At 72.4% G+C, this 24,661-nt stretch carries 21 protein-coding genes; 9 read left to right on the top strand and 12 right to left on the bottom strand.

What is annotated here, in order from left to right:
- Positions 1-62: 62 nt before the first annotated feature.
- Complete coding sequence (locus ABZ836_RS15270) at positions 63-830, top strand: hypothetical protein (RefSeq protein ID WP_356137834.1); 768 nt, start codon at positions 63-65, stop codon at positions 828-830.
- 176 nt (positions 831-1,006) lie between these two features.
- Here the strand turns inward: ABZ836_RS15270 and ABZ836_RS15275 are convergent, their stop codons facing one another.
- The 5 genes from ABZ836_RS15275 to ABZ836_RS15295 all read right to left on the bottom strand — a co-directional run bounded on the left by ABZ836_RS15275 (position 1,007) and on the right by ABZ836_RS15295 (position 6,015).
- A complete protein-coding gene (locus ABZ836_RS15275; RefSeq protein ID WP_356137836.1) occupies positions 1,007-1,891 on the bottom strand; it encodes an amino acid ABC transporter permease in 885 nt (294 codons plus the stop codon).
- Positions 1,888-2,532 carry an amino acid ABC transporter permease gene (locus tag ABZ836_RS15280; RefSeq protein ID WP_356137838.1) on the bottom strand — a complete coding sequence of 215 codons (645 nt, stop codon included), beginning with the start codon at positions 2,530-2,532 and terminating at the stop codon, positions 1,888-1,890. Before ABZ836_RS15280 ends, ABZ836_RS15275 begins: the two co-directional genes overlap by 4 nt.
- A 20-nt stretch (positions 2,533-2,552) precedes the next feature.
- The gene (locus tag ABZ836_RS15285; protein WP_361142288.1) at positions 2,553-3,560 is read right to left on the bottom strand and encodes a glutamate ABC transporter substrate-binding protein; all 1,008 of its coding nucleotides are present in this window, start codon (positions 3,558-3,560) and stop codon (positions 2,553-2,555) included.
- A gap of 13 nt (positions 3,561-3,573) precedes the next feature.
- The gene (locus tag ABZ836_RS15290) at positions 3,574-4,329 is read right to left on the bottom strand and encodes an amino acid ABC transporter ATP-binding protein (protein WP_356137842.1); all 756 of its coding nucleotides are present in this window, start codon (positions 4,327-4,329) and stop codon (positions 3,574-3,576) included.
- Positions 4,330-4,560: 231 nt separating this feature from the next.
- Complete coding sequence (locus tag ABZ836_RS15295) at positions 4,561-6,015, bottom strand: NCS2 family permease (RefSeq protein WP_356137844.1); 1,455 nt, start codon at positions 6,013-6,015, stop codon at positions 4,561-4,563.
- Positions 6,016-6,348: 333 nt separating this feature from the next.
- Between ABZ836_RS15295 and ABZ836_RS15300 the strand changes: the two genes are divergently transcribed.
- Complete coding sequence (locus ABZ836_RS15300) at positions 6,349-6,969, top strand: helix-turn-helix transcriptional regulator (protein ID WP_361142291.1); 621 nt, start codon at positions 6,349-6,351, stop codon at positions 6,967-6,969.
- 354 nt (positions 6,970-7,323) lie between these two features.
- Here ABZ836_RS15300 and ABZ836_RS15305 read toward each other — a convergent pair whose 3' ends face one another.
- Positions 7,324-7,521: an endo-1,4-beta-xylanase gene (locus ABZ836_RS15305; RefSeq protein ID WP_361142294.1), complete on the bottom strand. Its 198-nt coding sequence runs from the start codon at positions 7,519-7,521 to the stop codon at positions 7,324-7,326.
- A gap of 713 nt (positions 7,522-8,234) precedes the next feature.
- On the opposite strand from ABZ836_RS15305, the gene ABZ836_RS15310 reads away from it, so the two are divergent.
- Positions 8,235-9,821, top strand: a complete 1,587-nt coding sequence (locus tag ABZ836_RS15310; RefSeq protein WP_361142395.1) for a cellulase family glycosylhydrolase — start codon at positions 8,235-8,237, stop codon at positions 9,819-9,821.
- A 286-nt stretch (positions 9,822-10,107) separates the two neighbouring features.
- The gene (locus tag ABZ836_RS15315; RefSeq protein WP_356137850.1) at positions 10,108-11,313 is read left to right on the top strand and encodes an oxygenase MpaB family protein; all 1,206 of its coding nucleotides are present in this window, start codon (positions 10,108-10,110) and stop codon (positions 11,311-11,313) included.
- 94 nt (positions 11,314-11,407) lie between these two features.
- Here the strand turns inward: ABZ836_RS15315 and ABZ836_RS15320 are convergent, their stop codons facing one another.
- The 4 genes from ABZ836_RS15320 to ABZ836_RS15335 all read right to left on the bottom strand — a co-directional run bounded on the left by ABZ836_RS15320 (position 11,408) and on the right by ABZ836_RS15335 (position 15,144).
- Positions 11,408-12,568, bottom strand: a complete 1,161-nt coding sequence (locus ABZ836_RS15320) for a TetR/AcrR family transcriptional regulator (protein WP_361142297.1) — start codon at positions 12,566-12,568, stop codon at positions 11,408-11,410.
- A gap of 119 nt (positions 12,569-12,687) precedes the next feature.
- Complete coding sequence (locus ABZ836_RS15325) at positions 12,688-13,782, bottom strand: NAD(P)-dependent alcohol dehydrogenase (RefSeq protein ID WP_361142300.1); 1,095 nt, start codon at positions 13,780-13,782, stop codon at positions 12,688-12,690.
- Positions 13,779-14,324, bottom strand: a complete 546-nt coding sequence (locus ABZ836_RS15330; protein WP_361142303.1) for a DUF4334 domain-containing protein — start codon at positions 14,322-14,324, stop codon at positions 13,779-13,781. The genes ABZ836_RS15325 and ABZ836_RS15330 overlap by 4 nt, the downstream gene beginning before the upstream one ends.
- 127 nt (positions 14,325-14,451) lie before the next feature.
- On the bottom strand, positions 14,452-15,144 hold the full coding sequence (locus ABZ836_RS15335; RefSeq protein ID WP_356137858.1) for a TetR/AcrR family transcriptional regulator: 693 nt from the start codon (positions 15,142-15,144) through the stop codon (positions 14,452-14,454).
- A gap of 288 nt (positions 15,145-15,432) precedes the next feature.
- Here ABZ836_RS15335 and ABZ836_RS15340 point away from each other — a divergent pair, with 288 nt between their 5' ends.
- Positions 15,433-16,575: an acyl-CoA dehydrogenase family protein gene (locus tag ABZ836_RS15340; RefSeq protein ID WP_356137925.1), complete on the top strand. Its 1,143-nt coding sequence runs from the start codon at positions 15,433-15,435 to the stop codon at positions 16,573-16,575.
- Positions 16,576-16,739: 164 nt separating this feature from the next.
- Entirely contained in the window at positions 16,740-18,569 is a 1,830-nt protein-coding gene (locus tag ABZ836_RS15345; protein ID WP_361142306.1) for an AMP-dependent synthetase/ligase, read from the top strand.
- 199 nt (positions 18,570-18,768) lie between these two features.
- Here ABZ836_RS15345 and ABZ836_RS15350 read toward each other — a convergent pair whose 3' ends face one another.
- Complete coding sequence (locus ABZ836_RS15350; protein ID WP_356137861.1) at positions 18,769-19,908, bottom strand: acyl-CoA dehydrogenase family protein; 1,140 nt, start codon at positions 19,906-19,908, stop codon at positions 18,769-18,771.
- 176 nt (positions 19,909-20,084) lie between these two features.
- Here ABZ836_RS15350 and ABZ836_RS15355 point away from each other — a divergent pair, with 176 nt between their 5' ends.
- On the top strand, positions 20,085-20,711 hold the full coding sequence (locus ABZ836_RS15355; protein ID WP_356137863.1) for a TetR family transcriptional regulator: 627 nt from the start codon (positions 20,085-20,087) through the stop codon (positions 20,709-20,711).
- Positions 20,712-20,775: 64 nt separating this feature from the next.
- Here the strand turns inward: ABZ836_RS15355 and ABZ836_RS15360 are convergent, their stop codons facing one another.
- The gene (locus tag ABZ836_RS15360) at positions 20,776-22,281 is read right to left on the bottom strand and encodes an aldehyde dehydrogenase family protein (RefSeq protein ID WP_361142310.1); all 1,506 of its coding nucleotides are present in this window, start codon (positions 22,279-22,281) and stop codon (positions 20,776-20,778) included.
- 361 nt (positions 22,282-22,642) lie between these two features.
- On the opposite strand from ABZ836_RS15360, the gene ABZ836_RS15365 reads away from it, so the two are divergent.
- Together ABZ836_RS15365 and ABZ836_RS15370 are read left to right on the top strand one after the other, a co-directional pair.
- Complete coding sequence (locus ABZ836_RS15365) at positions 22,643-23,926, top strand: alpha/beta fold hydrolase (RefSeq protein WP_356137867.1); 1,284 nt, start codon at positions 22,643-22,645, stop codon at positions 23,924-23,926.
- Between the two features lie 37 nt (positions 23,927-23,963).
- Positions 23,964-24,599, top strand: coding sequence for an MBL fold metallo-hydrolase (locus ABZ836_RS15370; RefSeq protein ID WP_361142313.1), 636 nt, complete (start codon positions 23,964-23,966; stop codon positions 24,597-24,599).
- Positions 24,600-24,661: the final 62 nt, after the last annotated feature.

Here is a 24,661-nt window from a genome sequence, read left to right on the forward strand (position 1 = left end):
TGCCGTGCACACTTCAGAGGCGCGCTCGAACGCCTGATGGGCTCCCGCTAGGCTGCGCGCCCATGAATACCGTCGTCCTGTTCCTCGCCGTCACCGTGCTCGCGCTCTGCGCGGGCGCGGCACTGGGCTGGCTGTTCCGCGGCCGCCTCGCCGACCGCCGGCTCCGCCGCAAGCAGTCCTTCTTCGGCCTGCCGGACAACGCCGAGTCGCTGCTGGTCGTCAACCGCGACCCGGGGGCCGGCCCGGAGCTCACCGTGGTGCGGCACGACGCCTTCGCCCTGCTGGAGCTCGCCGCCGTGGTCAAGGAGTGCAACGCCCACGCGCAGCTGGTGCCGCACGACGCGGCGCAGCAGAGCTTCGGCGAGCGGACCGAGTTCTGCGTCGGCGGCCCGGGCGCCAACCGGCGGCTGGCGGCGCACCTGCACTCGCTGCTGCCGGGCGTGCGGATCAACGTGGAGCCGGACGCCGGTCCGGACCGCGGCGCGTTCCAGATCGGTTCGGAGCGGTACCGGATGGAGCCGGGCAAGGAGGAGTACGTCCTGCTGGCCCGGCTGACGGCGGGCCAGGGCAGGAACGCGCGCCCGGTGTTCCTCTTCTGCGGCCAGCGCGCCATCACCAACCAGGCGGCGACCCGCTACCTGGCCCGCAACCACGAGAAGCTGGCGCGGAAGTACGACGGCGGTTCCTTCGTGCTGCTGCTGAAGGTGGTGAACTCGGCGGCGTACGGCGCCGATGTGGTCGAACTGGTGGGCGACGTGACCAAGGCGGCGCAGTCGGCGGCCCCGGTGAAGACGCTCCAGGCGCAGCCCAAGCACCGGGCGGGTTCCTGAGCGGGACGCCCTGCGGGGGGGCCGGTGCCGGGCGGCCGGGCTCGGACCCGGCCGGCGCGCAGCTGACCTTCTCCCCGTCCGGGGCGGGCCGTCCTGCGGACGGTCCGCCACCGCGCGAGCAGTGATCTCCGGCTGCTGCCGGGCGGATCCAGGGGTGCCCTGCGAGCCGCCGTCCCCTACGGCCTGTCGGCCGTGGGCGGGGCCTCGCCCGGCAGCAGCGGTCCCGCCTCGGCCGGGGCCACGCCTACGGCCTCGGTCTTGGGGTTGCGCTGCTCGCGCCGGGCGACCCACCCGGCGAACCAGGAGAGCAACATGCACATCCCGATGTAGACAGGTGAGATCACCAGGACCACGGGGATGAAAGGCAAATCATAGTCAAGGTTCGACGCGATGAGTTTCCCCGCGTGCAGGAACTCCTCGTAGGTGATGAGGAAGCCCAGTGAGGTGTCCTTCAGGGCGACCACCAGCTGGCTGATGATGGAGGGCAGCATGGCCCGCGCCGCCTGGGGCGCGAGCACGTAGGTCATCACCTGGGTCTTGCGCATGCCGAGGGCGTAGGCCGCCTCCCGCTGGCCCCGGTCCACCGAGTTGACGCCGGAGCGGAAGACCTCGGCGAGGACCGAGCCGTTGTAGAGGGTGAGCCCCGCGACGAGGGCGGGCAGCGGCTGGACCTCCAGCGCCACGAAGACGAAGAAGATCATCACCAGCACGGGCATGGCGCGGAAGAACTCCACCACCAGGGTGGAGATCCAGCGCAGCACCCGGTGCTCGGAGAGCCGTCCGACGGCGAGCACGCACCCCAGCAGCAGGGAGAGCACGGCGGCGATCGCGAAGGCCTTGAGGGTGTTGCCGAGCCCCCGCAGCAGCAGTTCCTGGATCCCCTTGTACTGGAACGGGCTCCACTTCTCGCCCTCGAACTGGCCCGTGTCGATCAGCAGGTACACCAGCCAGCCGAGCAGCGCCAGGATCACCACGGTGGCCCCCACGCCGTAGAGGCGGTGCCGGGCACGGGCCTTGGGACCGGGGAGGTCGTAGAGGGCGGAGGGCGTGTTCGCGGTCATCGGGGCACTCCCCACTTGCGCTCCAGCACGTTGAAGAGCGCGCTGATGGCGAGGGTGATGATCAGGTAGCCGAGGGCGATCCAGACGAAGGTCCAGATGACGTCGTAGCCGAGCTCGCCCAGCGTCTTGTAGGTGCCGAGCAGTTCGGTGACGCTGAACGCGCCCGCGATGGCGGAGTTCTTGGCCAGGGCGATCAGGGTGGAGCCGACCGGCGGGATGACGGTGCGGAAGGCCTGCGGCAGGACGACGTCGGAGAGCGTCTGGGTGAACGTCATGCCGAGGCTGCGGGCCGCCTCGCCCTGGCCGCGGGGCACCGTGTTGATGCCGGAGCGCAGCGCCTCGCAGATGAACGCGGAGGTGTAGCAGCCCAGCGCCAGCACCGCGAAGACGTTGAACGGCAGCACCAGGCCGAACCGGGGCAGGCCCAGCAGCACCGCGAAGAACAGCAGGGTCAGCGGGGTGTTGCGCAGCACCGTCACCCAGACCGTGCCGATGACCCGCAGCGATCCGACCGGGGCGACCCGGAAGGAGGCCATCACGAAGCCCAGTGCCAGGGCGAGCAGCGAGGCGAAGAAGGTGAGCTGGACGGTGCCGAGGAAGCCCTCGCCGTAGGTGGAGAAGTTGTCGCTCAGTACGTTCACGTCAGGTTCCGGTCCCTCGCTCAGCCCGCCGGGTATCGGTCGATGGGGGGCGGCTGGGGCGCCGGCACCCCGGAGAGGCCGAGGGTGGCCTCGTACGCCCGCTTCCAGTCGCCGTTCTTCTCCCGCTCCTCCAGGGCGTCGTTCAGGGCCTCGCGCAGCGCGTTGTCCTCCCTGGGGACGCCGATGCCGTAGGGCTCCTGGGAGAACGGCCTGCCGACCACCTTCAGCTCCTCCGGCACCTTGGCGGCGTAGCCGATGAGGATGGCGTCGTCGGTGGTGACGGCGTCGACCTGATAGGTCAGCAGGTTGTCCACGCAGACCGAGTAGGAGTCGTACGCGACGAGGGTGGCCTCGGGGTACTCGTCCCTGATCCGCTGGTACGGGGTGGAGCCGGAGGCCGAGCAGACCCGCTTGCCGGCCAGGTCGTCGGGGCCCTCGATGTCCTTCTCGTCCTTGCGCACCAGGAGTCCCTGGCCGGCCATGTAGTAGGGCCCGGCGAAGCCGACCAGCTTCTTGCGGTTGTCGTTGATGGTGTAGGTGCCGACGTAGAAGTCGATCTGCCCGTTCTGCAGGGCGGTCTCGCGGTTGGCGGAGGCGATGGTCCGGAAGCGGATGCGGCCGGGGTCCAGGCCGAGGGACGCCGACATCATGCGGGCGATCTCGATGTCGAAGCCGGTGTAGTCACCGGTGGCCGGGTCCTTCTCCCCGAGGAACGGCTGGTCCTCCTTGGCGCCGACGACGAAGTGGCCGCGCCGTTCCGCGCGGCGCCAGGTCGGGGACCCGGGCAGCCGGAAGTCCTCGTTCACCCGGTAGGTGGGGAGCTGGTCCTGGGCGGGCCCCTTCACCGGCGGGCTGCCGTCCTTGCCGCAGGCGGCGGTGGCGAGGACCAGGGCGGCGGCGAGCAGGGAGCCGACCGCACGTCGTCGGGCGGTGCGGTGGCGGGCGGGGTCGGTGCGCGCGGCGTCGGTACGAGCGGCGTCGGTGCGAGCGGTGCGGTGGCGGGCGGTGCCGCGGGCGGGATTCGTCATGGGCGCGCCCCGGTCAGTGCTTGAGGATCTTGGACAGGAAGTCCTTGGCCCGCTCGCTGCGCGGGTCCGTGAAGAACTCCTCCGGCGGGCGGTCCTCGACGATCCTCCCGTCGGCCATGAAGACCACGCGGTTGGCGGCGGAGCGGGCGAAGCCCATCTCGTGGGTGACCACCACCATGGTCATGCCTTCGCGGGCGAGCTGCCGCATGACCTCCAGGACCTCGTTGATCATCTCCGGGTCGAGGGCGGAGGTGGGCTCGTCGAAGAGGAGCGCGGTGGGCTCCATCGCCAGGGCCCGGGCGATCGCCACGCGCTGCTGCTGGCCGCCGGAGAGCTGGGCGGGGTACTTGTCGGCGTGGGCGGCGAGCCCGACGCGTTCCAGCAGTTCGCGGGAGCGCCGGTCGGCGTCCTCCCGCTTGCGGCGGCGGACCTTGACCTGGGCGAGCGAGACGTTCTGCAGGACCGTCTTGTGGGCGAAGAGGTTGAACGACTGGAAGACCATCCCGACCTCGGCCCGCAGCTGGGCGAGTGCCTTGCCCTCCTCGGGCAGCGGCCGCCCTTCGAGGCTGATGCTGCCGGACTGGATGGTCTCCAGCCGGTTGATCGCCCGGCACAGCGTCGACTTGCCCGACCCCGAGGGGCCGATCACCACGACCACCTCGCCGCGCGAGACGGTCAGGTTGATGTCCTGGAGGACGTGCAGGTCGCCGTAGTACTTGTTGACGTCGCGCAGTTCGATCAAAGGCTCGATCAAAGGATCGAAGGCCATGCCCAGCCCCATTGCTCATCGACGTGTCGTTGGCTCCGTAAACTATCCGACACCCCCCGATATGTGACGGAGGCACGCACTTCGGACACCGTCCCACCGGCCCCGCACCGCCGGGCCGAGGCGGGTGGTGGACGTCGTGGCGGGCGGACCGGTCCGGTCGCCGTACGCAGAGGGGCCCCTCCCGGGGCGCGGTCCGCGCCGTGGGAGGGGCCCCGTACCGCTCGCCGGGTGCTACTCGATGCCGAGCAGCATCTTCAGCGGGCTGATGGCGAAGTAGGCCAGGAAGAGGACGGCGGTCCCCCACAGCAGCCAGTGCACCTCGCGGGCGCGGCCCAGGCAGGCCTTGATGACCACGTAGGCGATGAAGCCGGCGCCGATGCCGTAGGTGATGGAGTACGTGAACGGCATGACGGTGATCGTCAGGAAGGCGGGGATCGCGACGTCGTAGCGGTCCCACTCGATGTGCCGGACCTGCGTCATCATCAGGAAGCCGACCGCGACCAGGGCCGGGGAGGCCGCCTGCATCGGCACCATGGTGAGCAGCGGGGTGAAGAACAGCGCGAGGGTGAACAGACCGCCGGTGACGAGGCTGGCGAAGCCGGTGCGGGCGCCTTCGCCGACACCGGCGGCCGACTCCACGTAGGTGGTGGCGGAGGAGGACGAGGCCGCGCCGCCCGCGACCGCCGCGGCGCCGTCGATCAGCAGGACGCGGCTGAGGCCGGGCACCTGGCCGCGCTCGTCGAGCAGACCCGCCTCGGCGGTGACGCCCACGACGGTGCCCATGGTGTCGAAGAAGTCGGACAGGATCAGGGTGAAGATGAGCAGGACCACGGTCAGGACGGTGACCTGACCGAAGGCGCCCAGCAGGTCGAACTGGCCGAGCAGCCCGAAGTCCGGGGCCGCGACGGGGCTGTCCGGCAGGGCCGGGGTGGTGAGGCCCCAGCTCTTCACGTCCGCCAGCGCGTTGATGACGATGGCGAGCAGCGTCATCAGGACGATGCTGATGAGGATGGCGCCCTTCACCTTGCGGGCGAGCAGGACGATCGTGACGAGGACGCCCAGGCAGAAGACCAGCATCGGCCAGCCGGTGAGGGTGCCGGTGCCGAGCTGCACGGGGACGGTGGTGTTCGCGGCGTCCGGGATGCGGGTGACGAAGCCGGCGTCGACGAAGCCGATGAAGGCGATGAACAGACCGATGCCGACGCTGATCGCCTGCTTGAGCGGCTGCGGGATGGCGTGCATGATCGCCTCACGCAGACCGGTCATCACCAGCACGCAGATCAGCAGGCCCTCGAGGACGACGAGGCCCATCGCGTCGTCCCACGCCATCAGCGGGGCGATCTGGAAGGCGACGACGGCGTTCAGGCCGAGACCGGCGGCCAGGGCGAGCGGGAGGTTGCCGCCCACACCCATGATCACGGTCATCACGGCGGCCACCAGGGCGGTGGCGGTGGCCAGCTGGGCCGGGTCGAGCTGGTCGCCGAACTTGTCCTTGGCGCTGCCGAGGATGATCGGGTTCAGAACCAGGATGTACGCCATGGTGAAGAAGGTGGCGAGTCCGCCGCGGATCTCCCGACCGTAGGTCGAGCCCCGCTCACTGATGCGGAAGAACCGGTCCAGTCCACCGCCACCGCCGCCGCCGGCTCTGGCGGGCGGCGCTGCGTTTCCGGTGTCTGTTTGCTGCATGACGTCTCCTGGAACTGAACGGGCAGGGGGAACGGCCGGCGTGGCGCCGTCGACGGCGCGCCGCCGCCAGGCGTCGCGAACACACGTGCGGCGTCTTGCGAGCGGATCATACGCATCAGACGTAAAGTCTCAACTCCCGCATACGCGCGTAGACTTGATCAAGAAATTTTCCTCGTAGCTTGCTACGAACCTGACGGTGATCTATCCCGCCCAATCGGGACACCGGCGACAGCGACCGTGGAACAACCCGGTGTGACTGCATACTCTCCGTCCGTGCATCCACAACTCCCTTTCAACGCACGCGCTGCCCGCACACTGCGCGAGAGGCTCGGGATGGCACCCGGCCACGTCGCGTACGGAATGCGCGCCTCCTACGGGATGACCTATGTGACGCCCGATCACATCACCGCCTGGGAGCGTGGCATCGCGGTGCCCAGCCTCCATGAACTCACCGCTCTCGCAGGGGCGTTGTGGTGCGCCCCCGGTGACCTGATGGGCGCTCCGCGCACCTTGCGCGAGCACCGTCTGGCCCGGGGCATGGCGCCGGAGGACGTCGCCCAGGCGATCGGCATGCCGCTCGGCGACTACCTCCGCATGGAGGAGTCCGGCCGGTGGACGGGCACCCCGTTCCAGGCGGGACAGCTGGGCAGCGCACTGCAGTTGCCGCCGTCCGCGATGATCGCCATCACGGGACTCGAGGAGCAGCTCGCCTCGCTGCTCGTCGAGGCGGTCTCCACACGGTGGCAGGCTCATATCAAGGCGGTGGCCCGCCTCGTCTCGATGGAGAAGCGGGATCTCCAGGACACGCTGCGGACCATGCACGGCGAGTACCAGAACCTGATGGCGATGGCGCTCGGCCGGACCACCGCGGCCGCCGCCTCCGCCGAGGAGGGGAAGAAGAACTACCTCGACAACATCGTCCAGCGTTTCTGGGAGTGCCTCGGGCACCGGTGAGCGGCCCCACCGCGTGGGGGTCCCCGGCGCGCGGACGCCCCCGCCGGTGTTCCGGCGGGGGCGCCTGTGGGGCCGCCGGCGACGCGGTGCGCGGCCGGCGGCGGACCGTGGTGGGGGCACGGTCGTCGGGTTCCGACCGGTCCGCCGGGAGGAGGGGGGCACGTCCTCCCGCCCGGCGGGACCGGCGGTCCCCTGCCAGACCCGAGGGCCTGGGATCAGGAGGCCGAGCAGCCCGTCACGGCCGGAGCGGAGTCGCCGCCGCCGGCCGTGTGGTCGGGGCGGAGTCGCCGCCGCCGGCCGTGCGGCCGTAGCCGGTCGACGCACCGGCCGCGAGCCGGCCGTTCCAGCGCGTCATCACCTCGGCGATGCGGGGGTCATCGCCTCACGGAGCCCGTCCGCGCCCAGCGGGCCGACCCGGCCGGGCAGCCGCGGGTGCCGCACGAGCGCGTGACCGCGGACCTGCGTGCCGCGGGCCTCGGCGTGGTTCACGATGCGGTCGGCGGCGGCGAAGGTGAAGCTGCCGCGGCTCGGCCCGAGCGCGTCCCACGTCATCTCGTTCTCCGCATCGTCGTGCGACCCTTCGCCGGGGACGGCCAGGATCGGGCAGGCAGCGGACGGCTTGGACGGCGCCCCAGCCGAAACTTTCGGTACACACCCTTCGGCGTGGGGCGCCGTTTACCGCTGCGAGCCGAGAAATTAGCGGACGCGTGGGGAAGTTGCACCCCCTCGGGACAGTTTTTATTACGAAAACCCGTCGAAAGTTTCGCCTTCGCAGGCCGGAGCGGGTGCGGCCGTCGGCACGGCATGGACGTGCGCCCCGCCGGGCGGAGGGAACCACCGGCGGGGCGCACGGGAACGGGGGAGCGGGAGGCGAGGTCGACGTCACCGCACAGGAGGCGCGGAAGCCGGTGGGAGCGCTCCCACACCTAGATTGCGGGCGTGTCAACAGAAGGGCAACATCTGATTGCGCCAGAGTCACGCTGCGCCGTTGTCCGCCCCACCCCCGGCGGGGCGCCCGGCGATGCCCTCGTGACGAGGGGAGTTGACGGACGGAGGGCGGAGGGCGGGGGGCGGGATTTGTTGGCGGAACCTCAACCTTGACGTGAACTCGCCCAACTGACTGTATGGGAGCGCTCCCAGGAATGTACGCATCCCCTCGTCACAGGCGTCGATGACAACGTTGGCGCCCCCTTGTTGGAGGCATCGTGAGAACCGCACGCGTACCAGGACGGCGGCCCGTCGCGGCCGTCGTCTCCGCACTGGTCATGCTCCTCGGGCTTCTCGCCCTGACGTCCGCCCCGGCGCACGCCGCGCCGGCCGGGATCCGGGTCACCGACGGCCGGGTGGTCGAGTCCAACGGCAACCCCTTCGTCATGCGCGGGGTCAACCACGCGCACACCTGGTACCAGAGCCAGACCCGGTCGTTCGCCGACATCAAGGCGCTGGGCGCCAACACCGTCCGCGTCGTCCTCGCCAGCGGGCAGCGCTGGGCCGCCAACAGCGCCCAGGACGTCGCCTCCGTGGTCGACCGCTGCAAGGCCAACAAGCTGATCTGCGTGCTCGAGGTGCACGACACCACCGGGTACGGCGAGCAGTCCGGGGCCGCCACGCTGGACCAGGCCGCCGACTACTGGATCGGGCTCAAGGACGTCCTGGCGGGCCAGGAGGACTACGTCGTCGTCAACATCGGCAACGAGCCCTGGGGCAACGCCAACCACGCGGGCTGGACGGACGCCACCAAGAGGGCCATCGTCAAGCTGCGCGACGCCGGGTTCCGCCACGCCCTGATGGTGGACGCCCCCAACTGGGGCCAGGACTGGTCGAACACCATGCGCGACAACGCCGCCTCGGTCTTCGCCGCCGACCCGGACCGCAACACCATCTTCTCGGTCCACATGTACGGGGTGTACGACACCGCCGCCGAGGTGCAGAGCTACCTCAACCACTTCGTCACCAACAAACTCCCGCTGGTGGTCGGCGAGTTCGGCCACGACCACAGTGACGGCAACCCGGACGAGGACGCCGTCATGGCGACCGCGCGCTCCCTCGGCATCGGCTACATCGGCTGGTCGTGGAGCGGCAACGGCGGCGGGGTCGAGTACCTCGACATGGTGAACAACTTCGACGCCGCCTCCCTCACCACCTGGGGCAACCGCTTCTTCAAGGGCGCCGACGGCATCGCCCAGACCTCCCGCGAGGCCACCGTCTACTCCGGCGGTACCGGCGGCGACACCCAGGCGCCCACCGCGCCGGGAGCCCCCAAGGCCTCCGGCGTCACCTCCGGTTCGGTGACGCTGACCTGGACCGCGTCCACCGACGACGTGGGCGTCACCGGGTACGAGGTGGTCCGCGTCGAGGGCTCCACACGGACCGTGGTCGCGACCTCGGCCACCACGTCGGCGACGGTGAGCGGGCTGTCCGCGAACACCGCCTACACCTTCGCGGTCCGGGCCCGGGACGCGGCCGGCAACCGTTCCGCCGACTCGGCCACGGTCCAGGTGACGACCCAGCCGGGCGGCGGCACGCCGGGCGGGAGCTGTGCCGTCGGCTACCGGGCGACCAACCAGTGGTCGGGCGGTTTCCAGGGCGAGATCGTCCTGCGCAACACGGGCTCCGCGCCCGTCAGCAACTGGAAGCTGGAGTTCGCCTTCGCCGACGGGCAGCGGATCAGCAACATGTGGGGCGGCACGGCCGCGCAGTCGGGCGGTGCGGTGACCGTCACCCCCGCCTCCTACACCTCCACCGTCCCGGCGGGCGGCTCCGTGACCCTGGGCTTCCTGGCCACCAAGGGCTCGGCCAACACCGCCCCCGCGCGGTTCACCCTCGACGGGGCGGTCTGCTCCGCCCTGTGACCCTGCGACCCTGAGCCCGGGCGACGGCCCGCATCCCCTGCCCGGGGGGTGCGGGCCGTTTCCGTGCACCGCACCGGCACCGCACCGCGGTCACGGCCGCCGCGCAGGACGTCCGCACCGCTCTCCAAAAGGCCTCCGTCACGCCCATTGCCCCCACCCACACGGCTCGCTATGTTAATGGGAAATCACATCTGCTCGGGCGCGCTCATTACGTGATGGACAGCCAACAGGCCAGTCGTAGCAGGGAATTAACTCCGACCGGCCCCTCAGGGAAGCAGGTAAGTCAATGCAGAACCTCAACCGGCGAAGGGTGCTGTCGCTCGGGGCGGCGCTCGGCCTCGTGAGTGTCACGAGTCCGGCCACGGCGTGGGCCTGGTCGTCGTCGGGCTCCGTGGCCGGGAGCGGCGACGGGACCGACCCGGAGTACGTCTGGGACGACCTGGCGGACCCGCTGATGGCGTCGATGTTCGACAGCGGGCGGATACCGGCGATCAACACCGCCTGGGCGTCGTGGGTGAACAACAGCGACCCGCTGCCCGCCGGTCTGCCGGACCCGGTCGCCGCCTACCTGCGGCAGGTCAACCGGCTGCCCGCCTGGGCGGACCAGGCCAAGCTGGACCGCGCCGCCGACTTCAACCGGCGCCGCAGCATCTACCTGTTCATGCTGTACGGCCTCGGCAGCGGCATCATGAGCACGGTGATCCCGCGCGAGGCCCGGAGCGTGTACTGGTCCGCGGGCGGGGCCGACATGCAGGACCGCGCGGCCAAGACGTTCACCTTCGGCTACGACCTCGTCCAGCGGGACGCGTTCCGGCCGTCGGGGCAGTTCATCGTCACCGCCAACAAGACCCGCATGGTGCACGCCACCGTGCGGCACCTCCTGCCGCAGTCCCCGCACTGGCGCGCGGGCGCCGACCAGACCATCCCGATCAGCGCCGCCGACGTCCTGGTCACGTTCCACAGCCTGGGCACGTTCGTGCACAAGAAGCTGAAGGACTGGCGGATCCCGTACCCGGCCGCCGACCAGGAGGCCTTCCTGCACTCGTGGCAGGTCGCCCTGCACCTGCTCGGTGTGCCGGACCAGTACATCCCCAGCACCTGGGCGGCCGCGGAGGCCCAGTCCGCGCAGGTCCTCACCCCGATCATGGCCCCCACCACCGAGGGCATCGAGCTGGCCGAGGTGCTGCTCGGGCTGACCGCCCAGATCGACCTCGGGGTGACGCGCGGCTTCCTCAACGAGTTCGTGCGCTACGTCCTCAGCGACGACGTCGGGGACTGGCTGGGGTTGCGGCGCGACTACGCCGCCGCGGCGCTGGTCCGCACCGCGTGGCCGGCGTACATCCTCTTCCACGAAGGGCTGTCGCCCATCATGCCCAACACGTTCTACATGGTCGACCAGTTCATCAGGGGTCTGGCCATGGCGTTCCTCAACCGCGGCGAGGACACGCAGACCACTCCCATCACCATCCCCACCGGGAACCGGCCCTCCTGATCCACCGGACGGCGCCCGGCCCCCGCCCCGCCCGCCCCGCGGCCTTCCGCCGCGGGGCGGGTTGTCCGTGGGGCCGTGGGGCGGGTCCGTCCGCTCACACCCCCAGGGCGGCGGCCATCAGGACGGTCACCGCGTCACGGTGCTCGGGGCGGTCCTGCCAGCGCAGTCGGCGTCCGGCCTCCACCACCACGCCGAAGCCCGCGTGCACCAGGGTCCGTGCGCCGCGCGGGTCCAGCTCCGGGCGGGCGAGACGCAGTTGCTGCTCCCACACGGCGATGTGCTCCCGCTGCGCGAGGACCACCGGGCGCCGCAGCGTGTCCGGCAGCCCCGCCAGTTCCGCCTCGGCGACGCTGTTGAGCTCGGTGTGCTCGAAGCTGTAGGCCACGTAGGTCGCGGCGAGCGCCACCACGGCGTCGTGCGGATCGCGCACCCCGCGCAGGCTCCGCTCGACGCCCTGCGCGAGCAGTCCGGCCGCCTGCAGGCAGGCGGCGGCCAGGATGTCGACCTTGCCCGGGTAGTGCCGGTAGAGCGCCGAGGGAGCCAGTCCCACCGCCCGGGCGATGTCCCCGTTGGTGACGCTGGTGAACCCGTCGCGCGCGAAGAGCGGGACGGCGGCGGCGAGGATCTCCGCCCGCCGGGTGCGCGGCACCGGGGCGGGCAGTTCGACGTGCCGCACTCCTTCCGGCACCGCCGTGGGATCCGTGGCGGTCACCCGCAGGGCGGCGGAGACCAGCAGCTCCTCGGTGCGGCGCCGGGCGACGGAGACGTGGTGCGTCGTGACGGACCCGATCGCGCCGAGCGCGGCCACGGCCCGCAGCCGCCGGTCGGGGAGCGCGTACTCCCGCTGCACCGCCTCGTCGACCCGCTTGACGAGGTGGACGAACTTCGCGCCCAGCCGCCGCCGGTCGGCGCGCTCCAGGTACCGGGCCTCCCACCGGTACAGGCCGCCCGAGCGGCGGTGCTCCACGGTGACCCGCGCCGCCGCGGCCAGCACCTCGGCGGCCGGAGCCCCCGGCGGGACCTCGTCCACCGCGGCGACCAGCCGGTCGGCCATGACGTCGGTGCAGGCCGCGAACAGGGCGTACTTGTTGGGGAAGTGCCGGTAGAGCGCGGCAGCGGTGATCCCCACCGCGGCGGCGATCTCCTCCATCGACGCCGCGTGGTAGCCGCGCCCGCTGAAGACCCGGCAGGCCGCCTCGACGATGAGCTGCTTGCGGTTGCGGGGTCTGACCGTGGTGGGCGGACCCGCGGTCACGGCCGGGCGGGAGGAACGCAACGACCGGGGAGGAGAGAGGACATGACCATGTGATCAGTGAATCACATGACGCCCGCCGCCACGGGGCGATCCGGGACCGTGGCCGTTGCCCCTCGCCGTCAGGGGAAGGTCAGCACCGGCTTCACGGCGCTGCCGTCGCGCATGGCGGCCACCGCGGAGCCGATCTCCTCGAACGGGAAGGTGGTCACCAGGCGCTCCACCGGGAAGAGCCCGCGCCGGTGCAGGGCGACCAGTTCGGGGAGGAACCGCCGGGGATCGCTGTCGCCCTCGAGGACCCCGTGCACCCGGATGCCCTTGTTCAGCAGGCTCATCAGGTCGAACGCGACCTCCCCGCCGAGGCCGAGGAGGGCCAGGGCGCCCCGCGGACGCAGCGCGCGCACGGCCCGGCGGAGCATCTCCGGACGTCCGGTGGTGTCGACGACGTGGTGGGCGCCGCCGCCGGTGAGGTCCCGCAGGCCGGCCACCAGGTCGTCGTCCGGGAGCAGTGCGGCCGTGGCGCCGAGGGAGACCGCCAGGTCCCGCCGGGAGGCGACCGGGTCGACGGCCACCACCGGGTCGCAGCCCGCGGCCACCGCGGCCATCAGGGCGCTGAGCCCGACCCCGCCGGCCCCGAGGACGACCAGCGCGTCGCCCGGCGCGGGACGCAGCCGGTTGAGCACCGTGCCCGCCCCCGTCTGCCCGCCGCAGCCCAGCGGGGCGACGACGGAGGGCGGCAGCTCGGGGGGCATCCTGACCACGCCCCGCTCGTGCACGAGGGCGTGGGTGGCGAAGCTGGACTGGCCGAAGAACCCGGCGTGCAGCGGCGTGCCGTCCGCGAGGGACAGCGGCGTGGTGCCGTCGCCGCGCCCGCCGGAGAAGTTCAGCCGCCGCCCGTCGAGGCAGTAGGCGGGGTGGTCCGCCGTGCACTGACCGCACCGGCCGCAGCTGGCGAAGGTCAGGCAGACGTGGTCGCCGGGCGCCAGGTCCTTCACCTCCGCCCCGACCGCCTCGACGCGTCCCGCGCCCTCGTGACCGAAGACCATCGGGGTGAGCGCCGCGGGCCAGGCCGCCGCCGTCGTCAGGTCGGTGTGGCAGACGCCGGCGGCGGTCATCGCGACCAGCACCTCGTGCGGACGCGGGTCTCCCAGCTCCGCGTCGCGGACGGTGAACGGCGTGCCCGGGGCGTCGAGGACCGCGGCGCGGACCCTCCTCACGCCCGGTCCCCGCCCGTCCCGGCGCCGGCTCCGTCACCGGCCCCGTCACCGGCCCCGTCACTGCCGCCGGCTCCGGTGACGCGCTCGAGGAAGAAGTAGTAGTACGGACCCTCGGGGGGCACTCCCTTGGCGTTCATGATGCCCATGAGCGTGCCGGCGTCGGCGCGCTTGAGGTGGTCGAAGACCGGCCGGCCGTCGTAGACCATGGTGGCCGTCGTCTCGCCGCGGAACTCGACGGTCCAGAGGCTGGCCTCCCCCTGGCCGAGTTCCTGGTTCGAGTACAGCTCGCCCTCGGCGTTCCGGCACATCAGCGGCTTGGCGTCGTGCAGGGAGTGGAACGTCTTGCCGTACCAGCCGGCCTCGGCCAGCATGCCGTTGAGGGGATGGCCGGTGTCGAACTCGCCGCCCTTCCACTCCCCCAGGATCTCCTCGGGGCGCACGGTCTCCAACGCCGCCCAGACGGCGTCGAGTTCGGAGGCGGCCACCGGGCCGTCCTGCTCGCGGAGTTCCTGGAAACGGGCTCGTGCCTCGGACAGGTCCATGCGGGTGTCCTCTCGTCGGTGCCGGACGCGACAGGGCTGTCGCGTCCGGGTGAAGGTGCGGCGTGGTGGTGCGGCCTGGCGGTGCGGCGTGTGGTCGGGGGGTGGCGGGTGGTGGGTGCGGCCGGGGTCAGCGGGTGGCCTGCCGCACCGGTCCCTGCCGTCGTGCGGGGGGCAGCTCGCCGCCGGTGACCGCCCCGGGGTGGCCCACGGTGCCCAGGCTCAGCAGCACATGGCGTTCGGCCACCTCCTCCGGGGTGAGCGCGCCGTCCTCCCGGTACCAGTTGGCCACCCCCTGGCACATGATGAGCACGGCCCGGACGGCGTCCGCGGGGACGGGCGTGGTGAACACCCCCTGGGCGCGGCCGGCCTCGACCATCTCCAGCAGCATGTGCTGCAGGTAGTCGCGCAGGGCGACGTAGCGGGCCCGGTTCTGCGGCTCCAGGCTGCGGATCTCCGTGTCGAGGAAGGCCAGTTGGCGGCGGTGGGCCATGTAGAGCACGATCGACTCGACCATGGCGCGGAAGCGCGCCAGCGGATCCTCCCCCGCCTCGGCGGTGGCCGCCCGGCAGCGGTCCAGGACGTCCTTGATGGACGTCTCCAGCAGGGTCGCCAGCAGGGCCTGCTTGTTCTCGTAGTGGTAGTAGAGCGACGGAACGGTGACGCCGACCCGAGCGGCGATGTCCCGCACCGACGTACCGTGGTAGCCCTGCTCGTTGAAGGCCTCCATGGCGTGGACCAGGATCGGGTGCAGGTCGAGCGGGCCGTAGGAGCGCCAGTGCTGCGCCGGGGGCGTGGGGACCTGGCTCGGCTCGGTACTCAACGGCTCTCCTCAGGGCGTACGACGGCACGGCGCACGGCGGCACGGCGCACGACGGGCAACGGTACGGCGCACGGCGGGTGACGGTCCGACGTGGCCGCGACGGTCGCAGCTTAGCGATCGCTCGGTGAATTGCGCGAGTGGTCGTCCGGTCCGGTCTGCCTGCCCCACCTCGAAGCCGCGAAAACCCGTGCCGCACGGGGAGTTGACCGGCCGCCGTCGCGACTCTACGTTCTAGCGAACGCTCGGTAAGTAGCTGTCGAGGCCATCCGTGAGGAGCCGGCTGTGACCCTGAACCGCACCCTGTACGAGCCCGACCACGAGGCTTTCCGCGAGACCGTGCGGGCCTTCCTCGCCAAGGAGGTCGTGCCGCACCACGAGCAGTGGGAGGAGGACGGCGTCGTGGACCGCGAGGTGTGGCGCGCGGCGGGCCGTCAGGGCCTGCTCGGCCTCGCCGTCGACGAGGAGTACGGCGGAGGGGGGACCGGCGACTGGCGGTACAGCGCCGTCCTCATCGAGGAGTTCTCCCGCGCCGGCGCCTCCGGGCTCGCCCTGAGCCTGCACAACGACATCGTGGGCCCGTACCTGACCCGGCTCGCCGACGAGGAGCAGCGGCGGCGCTGGCTGCCCGGGTTCGTCTCCGGCGACATCGTCACCGCCATCGCGATGACCGAGCCGGGCGCCGGCTCCGACCTGCAGGGCATCCGCACCACCGCCACCGACGAGGGCGACCACTACCTCCTCAACGGCTCGAAGACGTTCATCTCCAACGGCATCCTCGCCGACCTGGTCGTGGTGGTCGCCAACACCGCTCCCGGGGGCGGCAGTCGCGGACAGAGCCTGCTCGTCGTCGAGCGGGACATGCCGGGGTTCGAGCGGGGCCGCAACCTCGACAAGATCGGGCAGAAGGCGCAGGACACGGCCGAGCTCTTCTTCCGTGACGTGCGGGTCCCCAAGGAGAACCTGCTCGGCGAGGAGAACAAGGCCTTCACCTACCTGATGGGCAACCTCGCCCAGGAACGGCTGGCCATCGCGGTCGGGGCCGCCGCCGCGGCCGAGGAGATCCTCCAGGTCACCACCGCGTACGTGAAGGAGCGCGAGGCGTTCGGACGGCCCTTGGCCGCGCTGCAGCACGTCCGCTTCGAGATCGCCGAGATGGCCACCGAGACCGCGGTCACCCGCGCCTTCCTGGACCGCTGCATCGCCGACCACAGCGAGGGTCGCCTGGACGCCGTGCACGCCTCGATGGCCAAGTGGTGGGCCACCGAGCTGCAGAAGCGGGTCGTCGACCGGTGCCTCCAACTGCACGGCGGCTACGGCTACATGAACGAGTTCAAGGTGGCCAAGGCGTTCGTGGACAGCCGGATCCAGACGATCTACGGCGGCGCCACCGAGATCATGAAGGAGATCGTCGGGCGCTCCCTCCTGGCCTGACCGGGCCGGGCCGACGCCGACTCCGCCCGGCCGTCACCCCGCGCGCGTCCGGCCCGGCGGCGCGCGCACAGCACCTCCCGGCACATCCGCCGGGGCGGTCCGCGCCCCGGCCGTCCTGGACGTCCCCTTCCCGCGGACGTCACGTCACCCGCATGGAGGCTCCGTTGACCTCGGTACCGCGCACCGCCGACAGCCCCGCCGACAGCCCGGTCGGCCGCACCGTGCCGCAGTTGCTGGCCCGCAACGCCCGCGACTACCCCGACCTCCCCGGTCTCTCCTGGAGGCCCGACGGGTCGGAGGAGTGGACCACGCTCACCTGGGCGGAGATCCACGAGCGCACCCGCCGCCTGGCGGCCGGGTACGCGGCGCTCGGGGTGGGCCGCGGCGACCACGTGCTGATGATGATGTCCAACCGGCACGAGCACTGGCTGTCGGACCTCGCGCTGGTCCGCCTCGGGGCGGTGCCGGTCAGCGTCTACGGCACCGCCGCCCCCGGGCAGATCACCCACATCGCCCGCAACTGCCGGGCCCGGCTGGCCGTGGTGGAGGCCTCCGCGCAGGTGTCCGTGTGGGAGCCGCTGCTGAGCGACGCGGACACCCCGCTGGAGCTGCTGGTGGTGGCCGAGGCCGGCGAGGAGGGCGCCCACGTCTCCTTCGCCTCCCTGCTCGAGACCCCGGTGCCGGAGTCGTTCGACAAGGAACTGGACGCCGCCGAGTCCGGGGACCCGCTGACCGTCGTCTACACCTCCGGCACCACCGGTGATCCCAAGGGCGTGGTCCTGACCCACCGGCACGTGATGGCGAACGCGCTGGCGCTGGACGCGGTGGTGGACCTGCCGCCGCACGTGGAGCACGTCTGCTACCTGCCGCTGGCGCACATCGCGGAACGGATGCTGGGCATCTACCTGCCCTGTCACCGCGCCTCGCACGTCTACCTGTGCCCCGACCCCACGGCGGTCGGCACGGTGGTGCGCGCGGTGCGCCCGGCGCAGTTCTTCGGCGTCCCGCGGATCTGGGAGAAGCTGTCGGCCGCCGTGCGGGCCGTCCTCTCCCGGATGCCCGCGGAGCAGCAGGCCGCCATCGAGCAGGCGTCCGCGGTCGCCCGCGAGCACGTGGCGTACCGGGAGCGGGGCGAGACGCCGCCCGCCGACCTCGAGGAGCGGTACGCGACCGCCCGGGAGCAGGTGCTGCTGCCGATCCTCGCCGCCGCCGGCCTGGACCGGGTCACCTGGGCCACCAGCGCCTCGGCCCCGATGCCGGTCGACGTGGTCCGGTTCTGGTCCGGCTTCGGCATCGCCATCATGGACGCCTGGGGACTGACCGAGACCGTGGGCGTGGCGACCACCAACAGCCCCCGGACCGGTTTCCGCATCGGTTCGGTGGGCCGTCCCGTGGAGTCCGTGGAGGTCAAGATCGCCGCGGACGGCGAGATCGAGGTGCGCGGTTCCTCCGTCTTCGGCGGCTACCTCCAGCCGGACGGCTCGGTGCGTTCGGTGCTGGACGCGGAGGGCTGGCTGGCCACCGGGGACATCGGCCGGATGGACGAGGACGGCTTCCTCTGGCTGACCGACCGGAAGAAGGAGATGATCATCACCTCGACCGGGAAGAACGTCTCCCCGGCCCTGGTGGAGAACACGCTCAAGGAGCACCCGCTCATCGGCCAGGTGCTGGCCCACGGCGACCGGCGCTCCTACCTGGTGGCCCTGCTGGTCCTCGACGCGGAGGCGGCCCCCGCCTGGGCCGCGGCCCACGGCATCGAGGTGGACGGCGGCCTCGCCGCCCTGGTGGACCACCCGGAGGTCCGCGCCGAGGTGGACCGCGCGGTGGCCGCCGCCAACGCCCGCCTCAACCGCACCGAGCAGGTCAAGCGGTACGCGCTCCTGACCGAGGAGTGGGGCCCGGCCACCGGCGAACTCACCCCGTCGCTGAAGCTGCGGCGCCGGGTGGTCCGCGACAAGTACGGCGACCTGCTGGACGGGCTGTACGACAACTAGTCCGCGGCCGGCGGAACGGGCGCCCTGCCTCCCCTCACCGAAGGGGAGGCAGGGCGCCGAGGCGTACGGGGTCACCGGACCGCGCCGTACGCGGAGCGCTCCCGGCCGCGCGGCGGGTGCCGCGCGGCCGGGAGCGCCGTCGGGTCGGTGGCCGGCCGTCGGGTGAGCCCGGCCGTCGGGTCGGTGGCCGGCCGTGGGGTCAGAGGCCGAAGGACTTGCCGATGATGTCGCGCTGGATCTCGCTGGTCCCGCCGTACACGGTGGACACGACCGCCGCCCGCAGGTGGCTCTCCATGTCGAACTCCTTCGTGTAGCCGTAGCCGCCCATCATCTGCATGCCCTCCAGCGCGACCCGCTTGGCGAGCTCGGTCGCCTTCAGCTTGGCCATCGACGCCTCGCGCGGGAACACCTTGTCGGGCTGGGCGTCGCAGTCCAGCGCGACCTCCCGCACCAGCAGCCGGGTGCACTCGATCTCCGTGGCCAGGTCCGCGACCCGGTGCCGCAGGGCCTGGAAGGAGCCCACCGGACGCCCGAACTGCTCGCGCTCGCGGACGTAGGCGACGGCGTCGTCGAAGGCGCGGCGGGCCCGCCCCAGCATGTTGGAGGCGAGGAACAGCCGCTCGTAGTTCAGCCCGGCCATCAACTGCGGCCAGCCCTGGTCGACCTCGCCGACGACGGCGTCCGCGGGCAGCCGCACCCCGGTGAGGAAGACGTCGTTCACCTCCCGGCCGCCCATGGTGTCGATGCGCCGGATCTCCACCCCCGGGGTGTCGGCGGGCAGGTGGAACATGGTCAGGCCGCCGTGCTTGCTCGCGCCGGTCCGCGCCACCAGCAGGATCGTCTTCGCGAAGTGGGCGTTGGAGATCCAGGTCTTCTGGCCGTCGATCACCCAGGTGCCGTCCTCGTCCCGCACGGCCCGGCAGCGCAGCGCGCCCACGTCCGAGCCGGCGCCCGGCTCGGACATGGCGATCGACAGCACGTCGCCGGCGACCACCCCGGGCAGCACCTCCTGCCGCTGCTTGTCGGTGCCGAACCGCTCGTAGGCCTTGGCGGAGATGACCGTGGTGATGAACCCGCCGGCCGGGACCATGCCGTACGAGGTTTCCTCCAGGAAGAGGCAGGCCTCCGCCAGGCCTCCGTCCGCGCCGCCGTACTCCTCGGGCAGGCAGACGCCGAGCCAGCCCAGGTCGGCCAGGCGGCGGTAGAGCCCCGGGTCGTGGGCCTCCTGCCCGCCGTCGGTCAGCGCGTCACGCTGTTCGCGGGTTCCGCACTCGCGCTGCGCGAAGTCGCGGAGCGCCGCGACGAACGCGGCCTGTTCTTCGGTGAGTCGACTGCCCATCAGGTCCTCCGGTCGTGGCGGCCGTCGGCGCGGCGCGAACCGCGCGCCAGGCTGTGCGAACAGCGGTGTGCACCGCGGGGGTGCGCACCGGGCGTGCACACCAGGTGTGCAACAAAGGCATGCTAGTTGTTTCATCGTTTCCCGGGGAGTGGTCCGCGGGTATCGTGAGGACCACCATGAGCACTGACATCAACGAGGCCTGGCTCGCCCGGGTCCTCGCCGAGCCGGAGACCGAGGACCCCACGGCACGGCAGATCCTGGACGCCGCTCTGGAGCAGTTCACCCTGCTGGGGCTGCGCCGCTCCTCCATGGACGACGTCGCCAAGCGGGCCGGGGTCTCACGGGTCACCGTCTACCGGCGTTTCCAGGCCAAGGACAAGTTGGTCGAGGCGACCCTGCTGCGCGAGCACCGCCGTTTCTTCCTGCGGCTGGACGCCGCCGTGGCGGGGCTGCCGACGATGGAGGAGCGCGTGGTGGAGGGCTTCGCCGTCGCGCTGCGCCACACCCGCGCCCACCCGCTGCTCGGCGGCCTGCTGAGGCTCGAGCCCGAGCTGGTGCTGCCCTACCTCACGGTGCGGGGCAGCACCATCCTCTCGGTCACCGTCTCCTACCTGGCGGCCCACCTGCACCGTGCCCAGCAGGCGGAGGGGCGCCCGGAGAAGGACCTGTGGCCCGTCGCCGAGCTCATGGTGCGGGTGGCGGTCTCCTTCCTGCTCAATCCGTCCGGGAGCATCGCGACGGAGGACGAGGAGCAGGCCCGGGCCTTCGCGCGCCGCTACCTCGCCCCGCTGTTGCACGCCTGAGGCGTGCCGCCGCGGGACATCACGCGGTGTCGCGCGGTGTCGCGCGGTGTGCCGCCGCGTGGCGTCAGCGCCTGCGGTGGAGGGAGCGGGCCATCCGTACGGCCTTCTGGCGGGCCTCCTCGGTGAGACGGAACGAGGTCAGCGCGACCGGCGGGGAGAACCGCTGGACCGTCGTCGACTGGACCGAGGTGAAGGCCCGCAGCCCCTCCTCGCCGTGGATCCGCCCGAACCCGGACTCCTGCGAGCCGCCGAACGGGAGCGCGGGGACCGCCGCGAAGCCCAGTACCGAGTTGACCGAGACCGCTCCCGCCCGCAGGCGTGCCGCGATCGCCGCGCCGGTACGGCCGTTGCCGCAGAACACGGCGGCGCCCAGGGCGTACCGGGAGGCGTTGGTCCGCCGCACCGCCTCGTCCGTGTCGGCCACCTCGTTGATCACCACGACCGGCCCGAAGGTCTCCTCCGTCATCGCCTCGGCGTCCTCCGGCACGCCGGTCAGCACCACCGGCCCGACGTAGGGCGCCTTGACCGCCTCGGGACCGCCCAGCAGCGCCCGGGCGCCCGCCGCGAGGGCTCCCTCCACGTGCCGTCGGACGACCGCGACCTGGCCCGGCAGCGTCATCGGGCCGTAGACCGCGCCGTCCGCCGGGCCGTGCGCCAGTTCCCCGGCCTGGCGCACCACCCGATCGCACAGCTCCTGGTACACCTCCCGCACCGCGTAGACCCGCTCCACGCCCGCGCAGGTCTGGCCCGCGTTGCTCAGCGCGCCCCAGACGACCGCGTCGGCGGCCGCTTCCAGGTCGGCGTCCGCGGTGACGATCACCGCGTCCTTCCCGCCGGCCTCGGCGAGGAACGGCGTCAGCGTCTCGGCGCACACCGCCATCACCGCGCGCGCCGTCCCCGGCGAACCGGTGAACGCCAGCTTGTCGACCCCGGACCGGGCCAGCGCCTCCCCGGTCCCGGCGGCGCCGGTCACGGTGGTGAGCAGCCCCGCGAACCCGGGCACCGCCTCGTCGAAGATCCGCGCGAGGACGACCCCGGTGGCCGGCGTCAGCTCGGAGGGCTTGAAGACCACCGCGTTCCCCGCCGCCAGGGCGTAGCCGATGGAGCCCATCGGGGTGTAGAGCGGGTAGTTCCACGGCCCGATCACGCCGACCACGCCCACCGGCCGGTACACCAGCGACGCGCGCTGGTGGACGGTGAACAGCCCGGTGCGGACCTTCCGCCGCCGCAGGACGCGCTCCGCGTTGCGGGCCGCCCAGCCCAGGTGCTCCAGCGTCAGCACGACCTCCGACTCGGCGTCCCCGACCGGCTTGCCGGTCTCCTCGGCGACGGTCCGCGCGACGGTGTCCAGGCCTTCGGCGAGGGCCCGCTTCCAGCGCAGCAGGTGGTCACGGCGCCGGGCGGCGGGCAGGGCGGCCCAGCGGGCCTGGACCTCCCGGGCGCGGGCGACGGCACGGGCCACGTCCTCCGCGTCGTGCACCGGGTGTTCGGCGAGTGGTTCACCGGTGGCGGGAGAGCGGGTGGTGAAGGTCGCGGCGCGCGGCGGGGCGTCCGGGGCGATGTCGGTCATGGTGCCTCCTTCTGGGAGGGTACGGGCGGCTCGGGCGGCTGCCCGGGACCGGCGGCCCCTCGGGGCGCCCGTGCGGCGACGTCGGTCCTGCCCTCGAGAGTCAGTGATACAAGAACTATCGACTTGTTTCACGGCCCGTCAATACTGTCGACGCTGTCGGCGCTGTCGACGCTGTCGGCCGAGGACGCCGGTGCTGACCTCGGCCCGGCTCCGGACTCCGGCGGTGGTGTCGGGCGTTCGCCGCGCCGCCATGTCGGCCGTGCGCCGGTGGTGGTGCGGCACCGCGCGGGAGCGCCCGCGGGCGCCGCCCCGGCGCACCCCGGCGGTGGGGAACGGCGCGGGAGATGAGACCCTGGGGAGGGTGAGCGAGACGAAGACCCCGGCCCTGCAGTTCCGCTTCGACGGGCCAGACGACGCCCCGGTCCTGATCCTGGGCCCCTCACTGGGCACCACCTGGCACATGTGGGACCGCCAGGTGCCCGAACTCGTCCGGCAGTGGCGCGTGCTGCGCTGGGACCTGCCCGGGCACGGCGGGGCACCCGCCTATCCCGCCGGTTCGGTCGCCGAGCTGACGACCCGCCTGCTGGCCACCCTGGACGGCCTGGGCGTCCACCGCTTCGGCTACGCGGGCTGCGCCCTCGGCGGGGCGGTCGGCCTGGAACTCGCGCTGCGGCACCCCGAGCGGGTCGCCTCGCTGGCGCTGATCGCCGCCTCGCCCCGTTTCGGCACCCCGGACGAGTTCCGCCAGCGTGGCGTGGTGGTGCGCAGCAACGGGCTGGAGCAGATCGCCCGGTCCTCCCCGGAACGCTGGTTCACCGGCGGGTTCGCGGCGGCCCAGCCGGCCATCACCGAGTGGGCGGTGCAGATGGTCCGCACGACGGACCCCGGCTGTTACATCGCCTGCTGCGAGGCCCTGGCCTCGTTCGACGTGCGCGCGGAGCTGGGCGGGATCGGCGTGCCGACGCTGGTGCTGGCCGGGTCGGAGGACCGGATCACCGGCCCCGCCGAGGCCCGGACGCTGGTCGCGGGGATCCCCGACGCCCGGCTCGCGGTGGTTCCCGGCGCCTCCCACCTGGTCCCGGTGGAGCAGCCCGCCGCCGTCACCGACCTGCTGGTCCGTCACTTCTCCACCGCCTGGCTGTCCGGTGCGGAGGGGCCCGGGACGCCGGCGCCGTCGGGCGTCACCCAGAGCGTCTCGCGCCCCCGGGCCATGCCGATCGCCGAACTGGCCCCCGCCCCGGGCCGTTCCGGCGCCGGTGACCGGGACGGCCTGTACGACACCGGGCTGAAGGTGCGCCGGGAGGTGCTCGGCGACGCCTACGTGGACGGGGCGCTGGACGGCGCGGACGACTTCTCCGGCGACTTCCAGCAGTTCACCACCCGTTACGCCTGGGGCGAGGTCTGGGACCGCCCGGGCCTGGACCGGCGGTCCCGGAGCTGTGTCGCGCTCGGCGCGCTGGTCGCGGGCGGCCACTGGGAGGAGTTCGCCGCGCACACCCGCGGCGCGCTGCGCAACGGGCTCACCCCGGACGAGATCCGCGAGGTGCTGCTGCAGACCGCGCTGTACTGCGGACTCCCCGCCGCCGACCGGGCCTTCGCGATCGCCCAGCAGGTGGTGCGTGAGGAGACCATGCCGCAGGAGTGACCGCCGCCTCGCGGTGCCGGGGGGCAGGATGGGAACCATGAGGTTCATCAAGAAGTCCCACTCCTGTGTCCGTCTGGAGAAGGACGGCGGCGTCCTGGTCGTCGACCCCGGCTCGTTCACCGAGGAGGACGCCGTGTCCGGGGCGGACGCCGTCCTGGTCACCCACGAGCACCCGGACCACTTCGACGAGGGCAGGCTGCGCGCCGCGCTGGAGGGGAACCCGGCCGCCGAGATCTGGACCCTGGCCTCGGTCGCCGACCAGCTCTCGGCGGCGTTCCCCGGCCGGGTGCACACGGTCGGCAACGGCGACGCCTTCTCCGCCGTCGGGTTCGACGTGCAGGTGCACGGCGAGCTGCACGCGGTGATCCACCCGGACATCCCCCGCGTCACCAACGTCGGCTTCCTGGTCGACGGCCGCGTCTTCCACCCCGGGGACGCGCTCACCGTGCCCGAAGGCGCCTCGGTGGAGACGCTGCTGCTACCGGTGCAGGCGCCGTGGAGCAAGATCTCCGAGGTGATCGACTACGTCCGCGAGGTCCGGCCGCTGCGCGCCTACGACGTGCACGACGCCCTGCTGACCGACCTGGCCCGGCCGATCTACGACCGGCAGATCGGCGCCCTCGGCGGCACGGAGCACCTGCGGCTCGCGCCGGGCGACTCGGCCCGGCTCTGACCCCGGCCGCGGGGGGCCACGCCGCCTGGTGGGGACGCTCGCAGGTGGTCGAGGGCCGGCCC

The organism is Streptomyces sp. NPDC047130, assembly GCF_040643475.1.
Taxonomy (GTDB): Bacteria; Actinomycetota; Actinomycetes; order Streptomycetales; family Streptomycetaceae; genus Streptomyces.

Bases quoted from the DNA above. Each gene is read 5' to 3' on its own strand.
- ABZ836_RS15270 (WP_356137834.1), top strand. From the start codon at position 63: ATGAATACCGTCGTCCTGTTCCTCGCCGTCACCGTGCTCGCGCTCTGC.
- ABZ836_RS15275 (WP_356137836.1), bottom strand. From the start codon at position 1,891: ATGACCGCGAACACGCCCTCCGCCCTCTACGACCTCCCCGGTCCCAAG.
- ABZ836_RS15285 (WP_361142288.1), bottom strand. From the start codon at position 3,560: ATGACGAATCCCGCCCGCGGCACCGCCCGCCACCGCACCGCTCGCACC.
- ABZ836_RS15290 (WP_356137842.1), bottom strand. From the start codon at position 4,329: ATGGCCTTCGATCCTTTGATCGAGCCTTTGATCGAACTGCGCGACGTC.
- ABZ836_RS15295 (WP_356137844.1), bottom strand. From the start codon at position 6,015: ATGCAGCAAACAGACACCGGAAACGCAGCGCCGCCCGCCAGAGCCGGC.
- ABZ836_RS15300 (WP_361142291.1), top strand. From the start codon at position 6,349: ATGGCACCCGGCCACGTCGCGTACGGAATGCGCGCCTCCTACGGGATG.
- ABZ836_RS15305 (WP_361142294.1), bottom strand. From the start codon at position 7,521: ATGACGTGGGACGCGCTCGGGCCGAGCCGCGGCAGCTTCACCTTCGCC.
- ABZ836_RS15310 (WP_361142395.1), top strand. From the start codon at position 8,235: ATGCTCCTCGGGCTTCTCGCCCTGACGTCCGCCCCGGCGCACGCCGCG.
- ABZ836_RS15315 (WP_356137850.1), top strand. From the start codon at position 10,108: ATGCAGAACCTCAACCGGCGAAGGGTGCTGTCGCTCGGGGCGGCGCTC.
- ABZ836_RS15330 (WP_361142303.1), bottom strand. From the start codon at position 14,324: ATGGACCTGTCCGAGGCACGAGCCCGTTTCCAGGAACTCCGCGAGCAG.
- ABZ836_RS15350 (WP_356137861.1), bottom strand. From the start codon at position 19,908: ATGGGCAGTCGACTCACCGAAGAACAGGCCGCGTTCGTCGCGGCGCTC.
- ABZ836_RS15355 (WP_356137863.1), top strand. From the start codon at position 20,085: ATGAGCACTGACATCAACGAGGCCTGGCTCGCCCGGGTCCTCGCCGAG.
- ABZ836_RS15360 (WP_361142310.1), bottom strand. From the start codon at position 22,281: ATGACCGACATCGCCCCGGACGCCCCGCCGCGCGCCGCGACCTTCACC.
- ABZ836_RS15370 (WP_361142313.1), top strand. From the start codon at position 23,964: ATGAGGTTCATCAAGAAGTCCCACTCCTGTGTCCGTCTGGAGAAGGAC.